The sequence below is a fragment of the Micromonospora sp. NPDC049529 genome (assembly GCF_055586685.1).
Genome location: NZ_JBVJHT010000013.1, coordinates 83,889 through 99,464, shown reverse-complemented (window position 1 = coordinate 99,464; position 15,576 = coordinate 83,889). Strand labels below are relative to the sequence as shown.

Below are 15,576 nucleotides of genomic sequence, written 5' to 3'. Positions count from 1 at the left end.
ATCAGTCCGCGCTGAGCTATTGCCGTTCTGTGATTTGCTCCCGGCGCGGCACCAGCTTGTGCCTGCGTCGCGCTCCCCGACGGCATCGTGCACCGCGATGTTCCTCCCCCGTTTACCCCCCGAAAACCCCTACCAAGTGTCGCCTATGAGTGACAGACGTAGATAAGTTGGCACTCGGATTCGAGCAGGTCAGCGAACGAGTTTTGACGATCAACGACAAGCTCGGGACCGTCACGCACGGTAACCGTGTGTCGCAGGTTCGAATCCCGCCGGGGGCACCAACGTGAGGCTCTGACCAGCAAAAAGCCAGTCAGGGTTTCGAAATCCATCTATGTGGTTTTGAATCGTCCCCCGGAATCCCCTCGGTAACGCCAAGGAGCCTGGTCGGGTGCCGAAGCATCCGCGTCGGGACGTGGTCGAGGCCATCTTGTACGTGGTGCGGACCGGGTGTTCGTGGCGGCGGTTGCCGGTGGACTTCCCGCCGTGGTCGACGGTGTACTGGCAGTTCAGGCAGTGGGAGAAACGTCAGGTCACCGAGCGGATCCTGGACCTGTTGCGGGAGGAGGTCCGCCTGGTTGAGGGTCGGAACCCGCAGCCGTCGGCGGGGTTCATCGACTCCCAGTCGGTGAAGGGCGCGGACGCGGTGGGCCGGGACACCCGCGGCTACGACGTTGGGAAGAGGGTCAACGGTCGGAAGCGGTTCGTCGTGACCGACACTCGCGGTCTGCTGGTCTGTGTGTGGGTCCTGGCGGCGTCGTGGCGGGACGGCGACGGGGCGAAGGGTGCCCTGCTGGCCGCTTACGCCGGTACGCCGATCCGGTTCGTGTTCGCCGATTAGGGCTTCGCCGGCCGTCTGGTCGACTGGTGCCGCGATGTTCTCCGTACTCAACTTGAGATTGTCCGGAAGCCGGCCGACCAGGAAGGGTTCGTGGTCCACCCGAGGCGGTGGGTGGTCGAGCGGACCCTGGCCTGGCTCACCTCGTACCGGCGGCTGGCCCCTGACTACGAACGCGACCCGGCGGTGTCCGAAGCCCTGATCCGGTGGGCCGCGATCAACCAGATGATCCGCCGACTCACCCGAGGAGGCCCAGCCCGCCGGCAATAACCCCGCACCTTCGACCAGCCCGACTAACACCCCTCTCGAACACTCACTGAAGCAGGCTAGAGGTGCAACTCGCGCGAGTCCGACCTGTACGTCCATGCCGAGGAAGCTGGTAGATGGCGCCGGTGCGGCCAGCCGCGAAGACGGATACGGGGGTGGTCGCAGGTGCTCCGCGACCACCCCCGTGCCGGCGTGCCCGTTCAGCAGGTGGTGTTGCCCAGCGGGACCCAGCCGTCCAGCGACGGGTCCTCGGCGCCGTGGCCGTAGACCCAGTTGTCGTTGTTCTCGCTCCAGCCCGCGTGCGCGCGGAACCCGCGACCGGCGGTCAGGGTACGCAGGACGTGGCCGTGCGGTGCGGCCCGCAGCCAGGTGTTCTGCGTCAGGTTGCAGAGGAAGCCGGGTGCGTCGCTGGCATGGGCCGGCGCGGCCACCACGGCCGTGCCGGTGAGGCTGATAGCCGCGATCGTCAGTACGGACAGAAGTTGGCGTTTCACGGGGGTCCCTTCGGAGTGGCTAGTGCTCCATCCATTGTGGTCAGGATCCACACCGGCCGGAATAGCAACCCCTTCCCAACTGATCGTCAATCGACCCGGGCAGGGGTGGGCTGGGATTGACCCGGTTTGACGGACAGGGTCAGTAGTTCGTTGTCACGCTACTTGTCGGACTGGTGGCGCGATACGCCCAGCGGGTTCGTAGGCAGCGGGACGGAGGTAGTCGAGGGTGGAGTGCCGGCGGCGGGTTTTGTACCAGCCTTCGTTTCAGTCGAAGATCGCCTCGTCAGCTGGCCGAGATGCTTTGCGCGTCACCCAGGACGCGAACCTGCGACAATTCTGGAGGCGGCCCGATGGCCGTTGAGCTGGGCAAACTGCCACGGCGCGACCAGCCGACCGGCCCTCGATCCGAGTTCACGACCATCACCTCGTAGCGATCATGGCCTTGAGCTGCGGAACTCGTCGAAGGTTGGTGCCCCCGGCAGGGCGCTAACCTGCGCCACCGTCCCGCCCCCGCCCCCGCCCCCGCCCCCGCCCCCGGCCCCAGCCACCACCGGCGGGTTGGTGCCCCGCTTACCCCCCGAAAACTGCCCCTAAGCGTCGACTATCAACGACAAACGATGAGGATCGCGTGGCGGCGTTTGTGCAGCTCAATGCCAGGATGTGACAAGCAGGATGTGACAAGCATTGACAAGCCCGGCGCCGTGGCGTTCGGCAACCGTGTCGCAGGTTCGAATCCTGCCGGGGGCACCTCGAAGATCAGCAAAAACGTCCTCTGGTCAGCGGGAATGCTCCCTGGCCGATTTGATTTCGTAGGCTGCCTGTAGCCACCGTTTGTCGAGGGCCGTGCAAAATACGTGCAATGATCTTGATGCCCTGTGGGACAGCGTTTGCTCAGCCCAGAGGGTGCAAAACACGAGAGCCCGCAGCGTCAGCCACGGCCTCTCGGGTCCTGACGGTGATCATCGCGGTCCATCAGAAGACGAACCTGGGGAGCGTCCCGGCTCTCACGCAGGGACGCCGAACAGTGCTGGCAGGTCTGTGAGACGGGCCGGGTCAGGTTCGTCTGAACGCTGAACTCTCCCGACTCTTCCTGTCGGGGACAGCGGTAGCCAAGGTAGTGCCGCACCCATGGTGTGCGGGTGAGGACAGCGGTGGCAATGTCTCGCTTGGCGTCGTGGAAGGGTGCCCACCAGTAGTCCACCACCACGCGCAAGCTGGTCTGATCCACCGAGTGACCGGCCCGTTCGGCGACCTCCGGCGCTGATTTGTGGGCCATCGATACGGCATCGACTCCGTGTCGGTGGCATGTCGGGGCGGTGTCAGCCGAGCCTTGCAACCTGGGGAACATGACAGCGGATCTGGTGATCGAGGCCGAGGGTCTCGTCAAACAATTCGGGAAGACGAGGGCGTTACAGGGCGTGGACCTGGCCGTACCTCGGGGGACTGTGCTCGGGGTGCTCGGACCGAACGGCGCGGGCAAGACCACGGCCGTACGGATTCTCTCCACGCTCCTGACCCCCGACGCCGGTACGGCCAGGATCAGCGGTTTCGACGTCGTACGGGACGCCGAGCGGGTACGGCAGGCGATCGGTCTCACCGGGCAGTACGCCTCCGTCGACGAGGACCTGACCGGCCGGCAGAACCTGGAACTGTTCGGCACACTGCTCGAACTGGGGCGGGCCGGGTCCCGCCGTCGGGCCGCCGAGCTGCTCGACTGGTTCGACCTGACCGAGGCCGCGAACCGGCCGGCGAAGACGTACTCCGGTGGGATGCGGCGGCGGCTGGACCTGGCCGCCAGTCTGGTCGGCTCGCCGGACGTGATTTTCCTCGACGAGCCGACGACCGGGCTCGACCCGGCCAAGCGCGAGGACATGTGGGACGTGGTGCGGTCGCTGGTCACGAATGGTGCGACCGTGCTGCTCACCACGCAGTACCTGGAGGAGGCTGACGCCCTCGCTGACGCGATCACGGTGATCGACCACGGCCGGGTGATCGCGTACGACACGCCGGAGGGGCTCAAGCGGGTGGTCGGCGGCCAGACGCTGGAGGTACGGCCGTCGGATCCGGCGGACCTGAACCGTACGGCGGCGATCCTGTCCGAGGTGTCGTCGGGTGCGGCGGCCGACGAGATCCGCAAGGGGGTGCTCGCGGTGCCGGTGACCGACGACGGGGCGCTGACCGAGAGCGTCGCGCGGTTCGCCGCCGCCCGGATCGCGGTCACCGAACTCTCCCTGCACCTGCCCAGTTTGGACGAGGTGTTCTTCACCCTCACCGGCCGCACCGCGTCCGCCGACGACACGACCAGGACCGAGGACCCGACGAAGAAGACGGAGGTGGCGGCATGAGCACCATGGTCGAGACTGCCCCGAGGGCGAGCGGCGCACTGTCGACGGTGGCCCCGAATCCGCGCCGGTTCCGGCTGGTCCGGCACTCGCTGGCGCTCGCCAAGCGTAGTTTGATCAAAACCTGGCGTACGCCGGAAGCCCTGATCGACGTCACGCTTCAGCCGGTGCTGTTCCTCGTCATTTTCGTCTACATTTTCGGCGGCGCGGTCGCCGGCTCGACCCACGACTACCTGCAGTTCCTGCTGCCCGGGATTTTGGCCCAGACTATCGCCACGGGCTGCATAGCGATCGGCGTCAACCTCAACACCGATATTGCCAAGGGTATTTTCGACCGGTTCCGGTCGCTGCCGATCCCGCGCTCCGCACCTCTGCTCGGCGCCGTGCTCGGCGACGTCGTCCGGTACGTGATCGTCACGATCTCGACACTCGCGATCGGCTACCTGCTCGGCTTCCGGATCGACTCCGACCCGTTGCGCGCGATCGCGGGCTGCCTGCTCGCGGTGCTGTTCGCGCTCTGCCTGAGCTGGCTGCCGGTCTTCGTCGGGATGAAGGTACGCACACCGGGTGCCGTACAGGGTCTGATGTTCGCCCTGATCATGCCGTTGAGTTTCGCCTCGAACGTGTTCGTCGACGCCAACACCCTGCCGGGCTGGATGCAGGCGTTCGTCGACGTCAACCCGATGACGCACCTGGTGGCGGCGGTACGCGGACTCTTCCTCGGTACCCCGGTCGGCTCGCACGTCTGGTGGACCCTCGCCTGGTGCGCCGGATTCGTGGCGCTGTTCATGCCACTGGCGCTGCGGGCGTACCGGAAGAAGGTGTAGCTACGCGAGCAGGTCGTCCATGAGTTCGCGGATGCGGGCGTCGACGGCGGCGAGTGGTTGCTCGCGCCAGGCGACCAGCAACGGCTCCCGCTGCTCCTCGTTCCCGAGGGCGGCGGTGAGCCGTTCGCCGTCGCCGGGTGGGAGGAGGCGGTTGAGGTTGGCCCCGATCCGTCTGCCGAGCACCCACAGTTCGCGCGCGGTCGCGAGATCCCCCCGGTACGCGGCCAGCATGGCGCCGCCCAGCGCCCATGCCCCGACCAGGGGCAGGTCGTGCCCGGACAGCGCCTCGTCGCGGGCGAGCGTCAGCAGCGCGACCGCTCGGGCCTCGGGATCCTCTCCCTGGGGCGTCCACACCTCGGCCACCCTCAGGTAGAGGACCGCGGCAGCGACCCGGAACATGATGCGCGGCTGTGGCGGCAGGGCGTCGAACCCGGCCGCCGACCGGGCCACCAGGTCTCCGTAGGCGATTGTTTCGTCGTACCGCTCGCGTTGCCAGGCGAGCTGGGCCAGCCCGAGGTAGGACTGCGCGGTGTCCATCTCCCCGGCCGGGCCGGTCGCCGCCGTCTCCCGCAGCCGCTGCTCCGCGTCCGGGTCGCCGGCCAAGGCCAGTTGCACGTCCAGCACCACCCGGATCGACCGGGCGTCCTGCGTCGCGCCGACCAGGTCCATATGGCGTACGCCACGGGCCAGCCATTCGGTGGTCTGCGGGTCGCCCTGCCAGTTGCCGAACTGCCCGACGGCCTGCGCCGCGACCGCCATCCCCCAGTGGTCCCCGGCCACCTCGAAGCAGCGGTACGCCTGCTCGGCGTCGGCGATCGACGCCTCGGGCATGCCGCCGTTCTCCCGTAGGGCGGCGCGGGCGAACAGGCCGAGCCCCTGCACGTACGGGTCCGGGTGGGCGATCATCTGTTCGGCGCCCTTCATGCTCGCCTCGGGGTTGAACTTGTCGAACCTGTCGAGACCGGGCAGCGCCGTCGCGAGTACGGTCTGCCTCGGCGAGACCTCGCCGGGCCGTTCCGCGAGCAGGGTCCGCAACGCCCGTCGGGCGAGCACGGCCACCCGGAGCGGGCCGGTGATGCCGGCGTTGGTCCCGATCAGCAGGCAGATCCAGGCGAGCCGGTCGGCGTCGGGCAGCGGCCTGCCGGCGGCCCGCCCGTGCAGGATCGCCGACCGCCGCCGCAGCTCCGGCTCATCGGCGTGCAGGAGTCCACGGGCCCAGCCGGTGACTTCGAGGTGCAGGCCGCGTACGGCCCACAGGTGGAACAGTGCGGTGCCGATGTCGACCGAGGCGGGTTCGTCGTCCTGCCCGAGCGCCCAGCGCAGGCCCGCGATCAGGTTGTCCTGCTCGGCGGCGCAGCGCGCGAGCGCGTCGAGCTGCCCGCTGCCGATGAACCGGGCGGCGAGCGCGACCGACAGCTCCCTGGCCCACCCGACCAGCCCGGTCATCGCCGGTTCCCGGTCGCCGGCCGCGTCGAGGCGGGCTTCGCCGTACTCGCGGACCGTTTCGAGCATCCGGTACCGGGGCGGACCGTCGCCCTCGACCAGTGTCAGCAGGGACTGTTCGACCAGCGTTGCCAGCCCGCGCCGTACGTCGGGGGTCTGCGCGACCGCTTCGGCGAGGTCGGCGGTGAACGGCGCCGGGATGACGGCGAGGCGTTGCAGCAGCTCACGGTCGCCGGGAGCGAGGAGTTCGTGGCTCCAGTCGACCATCGCCCACAGGCTGGCGTGCCGCTCGGGCAGCCCGCGCAAGGCGTCGTCGAGCAGCGCGAACCGGTCGGTCAGGCCGGCGAGGACGTCGTCGATCGGCATGTGGCGCAGCCGCGCGGCGGCGAGTTCGAGGGCCAGCGGCAGGTTGTCCAGTCGGTGGCACAGGGTGAGTGCGCGTGCGGTGTCCCAGGTCGGCACCGCTCCGCCGGCTCGGGCGCGGGTCTCGACCAGCCCGAGTGCGTCGGCGTCCGGCAGTGCCGTCAGCCGGTGGACCAGCTCCCCGACCAGCCCCAGCGGGGCCCGGCTGGTCGCGAGGACCGCGACCTCCGGTGCGGCCACGGCGAGCAGGTCCGCGACGACGACGGCGACGGCGTCGAGGACGTGCTCGCAGTTGTCCAGCACCAGCAGTCCGTCGAGGTCCGGCGCGATCGCCCGCAACCGTTCCTCGGGGCTGAGCACCCGCCGGTCGAGGCCCAGGTTGGCCCCGGTCGCGGAGGTGTCGGCGCCGCCGAGGGCCGCGAGCACCGTGGGCAGCACCTCGTCCGGCGCGCGCAGACCCGCGAGCTCGATCACGCGTACGGTCCGCCCGGCGGCTGCCGTACGCCGGGCGACCTCGGCGGCGAGCCGGGTCTTGCCCGCGCCACCGGTCGCGACGATGGTGACCAGCGGTACGTTGACCAGCGCTCCGGTGACCGAGGTCACGTCCTGCTCCCGGCCGACGAGGGCGGTGGCGGATCGGCGCCACGCGGCGGGCAGGGCGATCGTGGTCGGTCGACGGGGTGCCTCCACGACGGCCGGGGCGGCGAGTTCTCCGCGCAGCAGGGCCAGGTGGACCTCGGCGATCGCCGGGGGCGGGTCGAAGCCGTACCGGTCGGCCAGCTCGGCGCGGAGCCGCTCGATCACCTCCAGAGCTTCCGCGTCGCGGCCCTGGGCCGCCAGGACCCGGACGAGCAGTGCCGCCGACGGCTCGTCCGGTGGGGTGTGTGCGACGAGTCGGCGCAGGTCGGCCTCGTCGAACGGCCCGGAGCCGGCGAGTGCCGCCCGGGCGCGCAGCGCGACGACATCCGCGAACAGGCGGGTGTCGTCGCCGATGCCCAGCTCCGGGACCTCGGGAAACAGGGCCCGGGCCTGGTCGGCCAGCCGGCGTGCGCTGTCCGGGTCATCCGTACGCAGTGCGGTCCGCCCCCGCTCGACCAGCGCGCGGGCCTCGACGGCGTCGACCTCGACCTGCTCGGCCGGGACCCGGTAGCCCCCGGGTACGGCGACCACCGGCAGTCCGAGGCGGCGTACCCGGGAGACGAGCGCCTGGACCGCCCCGGTCGCGTCGTCGGGTGGTGTGCCGTCCCAGACGGCGTCGATCAGCGCCGCCGTGGAGACCGCCCGTCCGCGCGCGGTGACGAGTTCGCGGACCACCGCCGCGAGCCGCTCGCCCCTAACCGGCTGGCCGTCGACGGCGAGCGGGCCGAGGATAGTGATCTGCACCGACCCAGCATCCCCCACCCGCCCGGCGGCCCGTCCGCTACTACCCACCGCCGGCCGGGGACGCGGCGGTCCGATGGCCGGTACCCGTACTGGGCCGCTCGGTAAGCTATGCAGCCGTGACCACCACGTTTGCTGACCTGACCACGATGCGGATCGGCGGCCCGGTAGGGCAGCTGCACGTCGCCACCAGCGTTCCGCACGCCATCGAGCTGCTCCGGGGCGTGACCAGCGCCGGAGATCCGCTGCTGGTGATGGGTGGCGGGTCGAACCTTGTCGTCGGCGACGTGGGGTGGCCGGACACCGTGCTCAAGATGGCGTCGACCGAGCTGGACATCGACGGCGACCTCGTCACCGCCGCCGCCGGGGTCGAGTGGGACCAGCTGGTCAGCACGGTGGTGGGGGAGGGCCTGGCGGGCATCGAGGCGCTGTCCGGAATTCCGGGCTCGGTCGGCGGTACGCCGGTGCAGAACGTCGGAGCGTACGGCAGCCTCACCTCGGATGTGCTCGATTCGCTCACGGTCTACGACCGGGAGACGGGTTCGGTGGAGCGTTGGCTTCCCGAGCAGTGCGGGTTCGGCAGCCACCGGCAGTCGGTCTTCAAGCACAGCGACCGGTGGGTGGTGCTCGACGTGACGTTGCGCCTGCGCCGCGACGGCCAGTCGAATCCGGTCACCTTTCCGCAGGTCGCCGAGCGGTTGGGCATCGAGGTGGGTGGCACCGCCGCTCCGGCGGACGTACGCGAGGCCGTGATCGCCCAGCGCCGCGACCGGGGAATGGTGCTGAACCCGGACGACCACGACACCTGGAGCGTAGGGTCGTTTTTCATCAACCCGGTGCTCGCCGAGGTGCCCCCGCGAGCCGCCGAGGCCCCGAGTCACCCGGACATCAAGGGAACCAAGCTCTCCGCGGCGTGGTTGATCCAGCACGCCGGTTTCCCGCCCGGCTACGGCCGGGACTGGGGCAACGGGACCGTCGCCCTGTCCAGCCGCCACGCGCTCGCCCTGACCAACCGGGGCGGCGCCACGACGGCGGACGTGATGAAGTTCGCGGCGCACATCCGCGACGGTGTGCAGGCCCGGTACGACGTCCGCCTGAACCCGGAGTGCGACCTCGTCAACTGCTCCTTCTGAACGGGCGCACCCCGGATCGGGTGGGAAACGGCTCGCCCGGCAGCTGCGGCGGGTAGTAGCTTCCTCCCGTGACGACCTGGATCGAGCGGTTCGCGCCTCGCGCCGATCCTGATCCTGTCCCGGGCACGCTCCGGGTGGCGGTCAAGGACGCCATCGACGTGGCCGGCGCGGTCACCACCGCAGGGTGTGCGGCCGTACGGGACCGGGCCGTGCCCGCTCCCGCCGACGCCGCCTGCCTGGCCGGCGTACGGGCGGCCGGTGCGCACATCGTGGGGAAGACCAACCTGACCGAGCTGTGCCTCAGCCCGGTCGGCGACAACGCCGTGCTCGGCACCCCGGTCAATCCGCTGGCGCCGGATCGCATTCCGGGTGGTTCGTCGAGCGGCAGTGCGGTGGCGGTGGCGACCGCCGAGGCCGACATAGCCCTGGGTACGGACACCGGCGGATCGGTCCGCATCCCGGCCGCCTGCTGCGGCGTCGTCGGTCTCAAGACGACCTGGCGACGGGTCCCGACCGGTGGGGTGTGGCCCCTCGCGCCGAGTCTCGACACGGTCGGCCCGCTCGCCCGGGACGTGGCCGGTGTGGTGACCGGGATGCGATTGCTCGAACCGGGGTGGACCATCGCTCCCGCAGCCGCCCGAACCGTCGGCCGGTTGCGGATCGGCGGGGTCGACCCCGCGGTCGAGGAGGCCGTCGACGCCGCGCTCGACGCCGCCGGGCTCACCGTTCGGGCCGTACGGCTGGACGGGTGGGAGGCCACCCACGTGGCCTTCGACACCATCGTGATCAGCGAGTTCTGGCAGGCGCATCATGCGCTGCTCGACGCGGAGGGGATGAGTCCGCTCGCCAACGGGGCGCTGCGCGCGGGTCGCGCGGTGAGCGGCGAGCAGTTGGCCGAGGCGAGGTCGGCGCAGCGGGCCTGGCAGCGGGAGGTGACCGCCGCCCTGGCCGAGGTCGACCTGCTGGCCCTGCCGACGCTGGTCGCGCCACCACCGTTGTCGACCGACTTCGCCGGTTTCCCGCTCACCGCCCTGACCGCACCCGTCAACCTCGCCGGGTTGCCCGCCATCGCGATGCCGGTCCCGGCCGTGATCCCAGTGCCGGCCGTGATCTCGGTGCCGGCCATACCGCCAAATCCGGCCGTGTCGCCGAACTCGGCCGTGTCGCCGAACTCGGCCGTGTCGCCGAACTCGGCCGTGCCGCCGAGTTTGCAACTGGTCGGTCCGGCCTTCGGCGAGGAACTGCTCTGCGCGACCGCGCTCCTCGTCGAGAGCCGGCTGCGTCACCGGGCGCCCGCCGGGTCGCCACCGTTCACCGTTCGGGGGTAGGACGGACGGCCGCGCCGATGCGGCGGATGCCCGGCACCGCCAGGCCGACGAGCAGCACACCGACGCCGGCCCAGATGCCGAACGCGAAGGACGTGGAGTGCTGTTCCGCCAGCACCCCGAGACCGGGCCGGGCCACGGCGATGCCGATCCCGCCGACGCAGGCGACCACCCCGAAGATCGTGGCGCGTACGGCTCGGGGCGCGACCTCGTTGGTGAAGACCTCCAGCACGGTCAGGCCGAGGGTGTACCCGAATCCCATCAGCGGCAGGAAGAGGAACGGGCCGAGCCGGTCCACCTGGTTAGTCGCCACCAGCGCGGCGAGAATGAGCAGGAACGCGGTGGCGAGTGCGGCCGGGCGGCGCGGTGGTCGTACGTATCCGGCGACCAGCCCGCCGAGCACGGAGGCGGCCGCGAACACCCCGTACATCCAGCCGGTGACACGGGCGGACAGGCCCAGTTCGAGGGCCAGGGGTTGGAACAGGATGCGGGCGCTCCAGCCGAAGAGCAGCAGCAGGGCGCCCAGCCACACGGCCCGGCGTACCCGGTGGTCGGCTGCCGCCCCCCGGATGTCGGCCAGCACCGAGCCGACGGTGGCCACCATCCGTGAGCCGGCGATCTCCGGCAGCGGGTACGCGAGCAGCAGCGCCAGCGCGGCCAGTACGGCGGTGACGGCGAACGGCAGCCGGTGGTCCACCTCGTACAGGTAGCCCGCGGCCAGCAGCGAGACGAGTACGGAACCGTTGCCGACCGCCCGGACCAGCCCGAACGCCCTGGCCGGGTCGATGTCGAGGTCGTCGGCGGCGCATAGTTCGTAGAGGTAGGTGCTGGCGGCGCCGGACGACAGCGCCCACAGCACGCCCCAGAGGATCCAGGCCCCGAACAGCACCTGCACCGACTGGATCTGCGTGATGACGGTGAAGGTCAGTACGGTCGCGCCGGCCAGTGTCAGGTAGGTGCGGCGTCGGCCGATCCGGTCGGCGACCAGTCCCACCGGGAACTCGCAGATCACCGAGACGATCCGGAACACCCCGTCGGCGAGCACGGCCGTGGTGAGCGGGAAGCCCAGGTCGAGCAGGTAGATCAGCCAGATGGGGAACCAGAACTGCACTTCGAGCAGGAACTGGGTGATCGTGAGGATCCGGATCGGGCGGCTGCGCAGGGCTGTTCTCATCGGGTCCGGTCGCGCCCCGTCAGGTCCGGTCGCGGCGGAAGAAGAGGTACATGACGACCAGCAGCAGCGACACCACCCCGGAGGCGATCAGGATGGCGTCGGCCGGCTGCGCGGCGACCCATTCCACCATGGACGATCGTCCGAGGTCGTAGACGGCCATGTCCGGGTCGTTGGCCATCGACCGCCCGAACTCGGTCACCGCGAGCGCGGTGGCGAGGATGGAGGTGACACCGATGCCGAGCAGGATGAGGTCGGTGAACATCCCGGACCGGGCCGTCCGTCGCGCGGCGAGTTCGGCCAGCCGCCGGTCACAGATTTCGATCTTGAAGCGTACGGGCTGCGCCAGCAGGCCCTCGTAGTCCCAGAACTCCAGGATGGCGTCCATCTCCACCCGTACCGAGCGTTTGAGGTACTTGGAGAGGTCCTGGCGTTCCATGATGATCAGCTCGGCGCGCTGGCTCAGGGCCAACAGGTGTTCCCTGAGCTGTTCGAGGTCCCAGCGGGAGGTGGCCGCCGCCGAGTCGGCGAGGATCTTCGACAGTCGGGTGTCGATCCTGTCCAGCGTGCCGTAGAACACCTGCGCGTAGCGCAGCGCGTCCCACTGGTCGCGGAACGGGTCACCGGGCAGCATCCGGCCGCCGGCACCCGTACGGTCCATGAAGATGTAGTTCAGCCAGCGGACCAGGTGTTCAAGCTCCCCGCCCAGGAGCCGGTCCGCCGGGCTGCGGTTGTCGCCGGCCATCACCACGTCCTTGACCCAGTGCCGGGTGACCGCGTCCGCCCCCGGCTCGGCCGGGTCGAGTACGAGACTGCGGGTGACCCAGAGCGGTTCGCCGAACTCCGCCGTCACCGGGTCGTCCTCCGGCGTCGCCGCCACCAGGATCCGGTTGCCTCGGTCGGCCCGACGCAGCAGCCGCAGCACCGGGTCGAGGTACCGGGCGACCGTCTCCAGGGCCACCCGCTCACCCATCGACACCGCCGCCGCCTGGAGGTCGTCCAACCGCCCGGCCAGGCCGTGGGGGTCCTCGGTGGGCCTCGGATCCACGTCCGCCAACATCTCCAGCAGCATCACGCCGTGGTCGAAGAGCCGAAAGGTGATCTCGGTGACCCCGGTGTGCGGGGCGGTGGTGACGCCGTCGAACTCACCCGGCAGATGCTCCGGGTGGAGCGTGCCGGTGAGGACGTGCATCGTGCGCTCGACGGCGTGGTCGCTGATGGTGCGGTAGAGGTTCAGCGAACTCGTCGGCTGGGTGTGCTGCAACACGATGGACGGCGGCCGTCGGGGGCGGTCCGGTGCCGGCTCCGGCGCCTGTTCGACGAGCAGTTCGTCCACCGCCGGCTGCAACTCGGCCCAGAACTGCGCGTACCCGTGCGGATCTCGCAGCGAAGCCCCGGGTACGGCGTAGTAGTCCACGACCACCGGGGCCAGGATCCGTAGCTGGATCATGACGGTTCCGTTCCGAGCAGCAGGGCGCGGGCGTCGACGTGCAGCACCCGGCCCTGCGCCGGACCGTTGGTGATCTTCACTCGGACGAGGATCCGGGCCGGCGGTGGTGCGGCGGTCGCGGCGAACGCCTCGGGCCAGGCCAGGACCTGCGCGCGGGTGCCCCTCGGGGCGAGCAGCACCAGGTTGCCGTCGGCGTCGAGGAGTTCCACCAGACCCGTGGCGCCGACCGGGGTCAGGGTCACCTCGCGCGGCGCGGCCGGTTCGAGGTCCGCGACGATGTCCGCGTACTCCTGGGTCTGGCGCATTTTCGCCAGGGTCGTGTTGAACCTTGCCATCACCGAGGTGGCCTCGTCGCTGTCCGCCATCATGAAGTACAGGCCCTGCACCGAGCGGACCAGCGGGTTGTCACCCTGGAGGTGACCGAACTGCTCGGCGTCCCCGGCGAAGGACGGGTCGGCGAGCACCGCCCGGCCGGAGAGCAGCCCTTCGGCGAGCAGGTCGATCCGGCCCTCGGCGAGCGCCCGGAAGCCCTCCAGCGCCGAACCGAACCGGACGAATTCGGGGACCGCCGCCTCCAGTTCGGCCCAGTAGTCGTACCCGGTGATGCCGCCCACCCGCAGCGCGGCCAGGTCGGCGGCGGACGAGATCGTCGGGGCACCGGCGGCCCGGTTGTGGAACAGGACGTACTCGAAGTCGACCAGCGGGTCGGACAGGAGGAAGTCGGCCCGCCGTGACTCGCTGCCGACCAGCGGGAACGCCCCGATCGAGGCGCCGGAGGAGACCTGCTCCTCGGCGAGCGACCACGACGTGTACCCGATCTCGGGGGAGTAACCGGACCGGCTCAGCACCTCGACCACCAACCGGGTGACCGGTCCGCCGGAGGGCAGCTCGGGGCCGACGAACGGTGCCCACGATCCGCTGGAGACCAGCACCGCCCGCGACGGTGGGGTGGGGGAACCGCGCAGCCCGACGGCGACGACTCCGGTCGCCACGACCACCGCCGCCAGCAGCACCAGTGCCGGCGCCCAACCTCGCAACGGTTTCCACAGGGCGGACAGCCGCCGCGAGTTCGGGGTCACGAACGGATGCTATCCGCGCGAATCCACACTCGACAGACTCGTGTCACCCTGTCGTCACGTCGCGGGGTGCGGGGATCAGGCCGAGGGGATCTCGCGCATCGGCTTGAGCGCCAGCGCCCACCGGGCCAGCTCGTCGAGCAACGCCGTCGCCTGGCTCTCCATCTGCTCGGTCGGCCGGATCCCGGTCCCGTCCTCGTCGCGCAGCGACCCGACGAACGGGATCATCACCGACTCGTTCAGCGGCACCATCTTCAGCGCCAGCAGGACCGGCTTGATCTGCTGCTGGGCCCGCGTACCGGCGGCGAGGCCGCCGTAGCTGACCAGGCCGATCGGCTTGTACTGCCACTCGTTGTGCAGGTAGTCGATGGCGTTCTTCAGCGGCGCCGTGTAGCCGTGGTTGTACTCCGGCATCACCAGCACGTACGCGTCCCCGGCGTCGATCTTCGCGCTCCAGTCCAGGGCGTGCTGGCCCTCGTACCGGCGCATCCGGGGATGGTTCGGCTCGTCCATCATCGGCAGGTTCCACTCGGCCAGGTCGATCAGCTCCACGTCGAAGGCGCCGTGCCCGGTCGCGCGGTCGAAGAACCACTCGCCGACCGGCAGACCGATCCGGCCGGGGCGGGTGCTGGCGATGATGACGTGCAGCTTGGGCATGCCGCGTACGTCCCCTCTTGTCGTGGTACGACTACCTGGCCGGACCAGCGTCTCACGGCTGGTACGCGTCGATTCCCGGGGAGTGGCTCAGTCGAAGAAGCGGGCCAGGTGGCTGCTCGTCGGCTCCGGATCGCCCGGCTCCAGCGGGGTCAGGTCGGCGAAGATCGACGCGCCGTCGCAACCGGCGTGCAGCGGGTACCAGCGCGGGGTGCCCGGTGGCCGGGAGCAGATCCCCTTGATCGTCTGTACGTCCAGCAGCCGTACGTGGGTCGGGTCGGCGACCGCGTTCACATGCCCCCACCAGGGGCTCATGATGTGCAGGGTGCCGCCCGGCCGGAGCACCCGGTGGCACTCGTCGACCAGGGACAGGAAGTCGATCAGGTGCTCCAGGATGTGCACCGTGAAGATCACGTCGACCGACTTGTCGGCCAGCGGCAGCGCTCCGGAGAGGTCCGCCTGGGCGTCCACCCCGTCCGCCCGGCGCAGGTCCAGGCCCAGGTTCTCCGGGTACTGCTTCGCCGCGCCGCAGCCCAGGTCCATCACCACCGGTTCCCGGCCACCGACCCGGATCCGGGACCAGACCGCGAGCACCCCGTCGAACCGCCCGACCAACTGCTTGACCATCCGCAGCTGCCGCAGGTCGGCGACGTCGCCGGTCAGGTGCGCCACACCCCGGTCGAAGCGGACGTCCACCGCCACCCCGCGCAGCCGGTCATCGTGCTCGGCCAGATCGGCGCACGCCTCGGTGAGGAACCCGTCGATCTCCCGAAGCCGCTCGCCGGAGCACGCCGTACGTGCCAACGCGACCATGGG

General features: G+C 70.4%; 11 protein-coding genes and 1 pseudogene. 5 read left to right on the top strand and 7 right to left on the bottom strand.

Going from position 1 to position 15,576, the window contains the following annotated elements:
* Window positions 1-343: 343 nt before the first annotated feature.
* Window positions 344-1,105, top strand: a pseudogene (locus tag ACZ6QQ_RS23485) (IS5 family transposase).
* Window positions 1,106-1,302: 197 nt separating this feature from the next.
* Here ACZ6QQ_RS23485 and ACZ6QQ_RS23480 read toward each other — a convergent pair.
* A complete protein-coding gene (locus ACZ6QQ_RS23480) occupies window positions 1,303-1,596 on the bottom strand; it encodes a hypothetical protein (RefSeq protein WP_465879055.1) in 294 nt (97 codons plus the stop codon).
* A 1,346-nt stretch (window positions 1,597-2,942) separates the two neighbouring features.
* Between ACZ6QQ_RS23480 and ACZ6QQ_RS23475 the strand changes: the two genes are divergently transcribed.
* The gene (locus ACZ6QQ_RS23475; protein WP_465879053.1) at window positions 2,943-3,941 is read left to right on the top strand and encodes an ATP-binding cassette domain-containing protein; all 999 of its coding nucleotides are present in this window, start codon (window positions 2,943-2,945) and stop codon (window positions 3,939-3,941) included.
* Window positions 3,938-4,765: an ABC transporter permease gene (locus ACZ6QQ_RS23470; RefSeq protein WP_465879051.1), complete on the top strand. Its 828-nt coding sequence runs from the start codon at window positions 3,938-3,940 to the stop codon at window positions 4,763-4,765. The genes ACZ6QQ_RS23475 and ACZ6QQ_RS23470 overlap by 4 nt, the downstream gene beginning before the upstream one ends.
* Here the strand turns inward: ACZ6QQ_RS23470 and ACZ6QQ_RS23465 are convergent, their stop codons facing one another.
* Window positions 4,766-7,954, bottom strand: a complete 3,189-nt coding sequence (locus ACZ6QQ_RS23465; protein ID WP_465879049.1) for a BTAD domain-containing putative transcriptional regulator — start codon at window positions 7,952-7,954, stop codon at window positions 4,766-4,768.
* 116 nt (window positions 7,955-8,070) lie between these two features.
* Here ACZ6QQ_RS23465 and ACZ6QQ_RS23460 point away from each other — a divergent pair, with 116 nt between their 5' ends.
* Window positions 8,071-9,084 carry a UDP-N-acetylmuramate dehydrogenase gene (locus ACZ6QQ_RS23460; protein WP_465879048.1) on the top strand — a complete coding sequence of 338 codons (1,014 nt, stop codon included), beginning with the start codon at window positions 8,071-8,073 and terminating at the stop codon, window positions 9,082-9,084.
* Window positions 9,085-9,152: 68 nt separating this feature from the next.
* Window positions 9,153-10,412: an amidase gene (locus tag ACZ6QQ_RS23455; RefSeq protein WP_465879047.1), complete on the top strand. Its 1,260-nt coding sequence runs from the start codon at window positions 9,153-9,155 to the stop codon at window positions 10,410-10,412.
* Here the strand turns inward: ACZ6QQ_RS23455 and ACZ6QQ_RS23450 are convergent.
* The 5 genes from ACZ6QQ_RS23450 to ACZ6QQ_RS23430 all read right to left on the bottom strand — a co-directional run bounded on the left by ACZ6QQ_RS23450 (window position 10,396) and on the right by ACZ6QQ_RS23430 (window position 15,573).
* A complete protein-coding gene (locus tag ACZ6QQ_RS23450; protein ID WP_465879045.1) occupies window positions 10,396-11,583 on the bottom strand; it encodes an MFS transporter in 1,188 nt (395 codons plus the stop codon). The genes ACZ6QQ_RS23455 and ACZ6QQ_RS23450 overlap by 17 nt on opposite strands.
* Window positions 11,584-11,602: 19 nt before the next feature.
* On the bottom strand, window positions 11,603-13,030 hold the full coding sequence (locus tag ACZ6QQ_RS23445) for a hypothetical protein (protein ID WP_465879044.1): 1,428 nt from the start codon (window positions 13,028-13,030) through the stop codon (window positions 11,603-11,605).
* The gene (locus tag ACZ6QQ_RS23440) at window positions 13,027-14,109 is read right to left on the bottom strand and encodes a substrate-binding periplasmic protein (protein WP_465879043.1); all 1,083 of its coding nucleotides are present in this window, start codon (window positions 14,107-14,109) and stop codon (window positions 13,027-13,029) included. Before ACZ6QQ_RS23440 ends, ACZ6QQ_RS23445 begins: the two co-directional genes overlap by 4 nt.
* Before the next feature lie 75 nt (window positions 14,110-14,184).
* The gene (locus ACZ6QQ_RS23435; protein ID WP_465879041.1) at window positions 14,185-14,763 is read right to left on the bottom strand and encodes an NADPH-dependent FMN reductase; all 579 of its coding nucleotides are present in this window, start codon (window positions 14,761-14,763) and stop codon (window positions 14,185-14,187) included.
* An 87-nt stretch (window positions 14,764-14,850) separates the two neighbouring features.
* On the bottom strand, window positions 14,851-15,573 hold the full coding sequence (locus ACZ6QQ_RS23430; RefSeq protein ID WP_465879039.1) for a methyltransferase domain-containing protein: 723 nt from the start codon (window positions 15,571-15,573) through the stop codon (window positions 14,851-14,853).
* Window positions 15,574-15,576: the final 3 nt, after the last annotated feature.

Bases quoted from the DNA above. Each gene is read 5' to 3' on its own strand.
- ACZ6QQ_RS23430 (WP_465879039.1), bottom strand. From the start codon at position 15,573: ATGGTCGCGTTGGCACGTACGGCGTGCTCCGGCGAGCGGCTTCGGGAG.
- ACZ6QQ_RS23475 (WP_465879053.1), top strand. From the start codon at position 2,943: ATGACAGCGGATCTGGTGATCGAGGCCGAGGGTCTCGTCAAACAATTC.
- ACZ6QQ_RS23445 (WP_465879044.1), bottom strand. From the start codon at position 13,030: ATGATCCAGCTACGGATCCTGGCCCCGGTGGTCGTGGACTACTACGCC.
- ACZ6QQ_RS23470 (WP_465879051.1), top strand. From the start codon at position 3,938: ATGAGCACCATGGTCGAGACTGCCCCGAGGGCGAGCGGCGCACTGTCG.
- ACZ6QQ_RS23450 (WP_465879045.1), bottom strand. From the start codon at position 11,583: ATGAGAACAGCCCTGCGCAGCCGCCCGATCCGGATCCTCACGATCACC.
- ACZ6QQ_RS23435 (WP_465879041.1), bottom strand. From the start codon at position 14,763: ATGCCCAAGCTGCACGTCATCATCGCCAGCACCCGCCCCGGCCGGATC.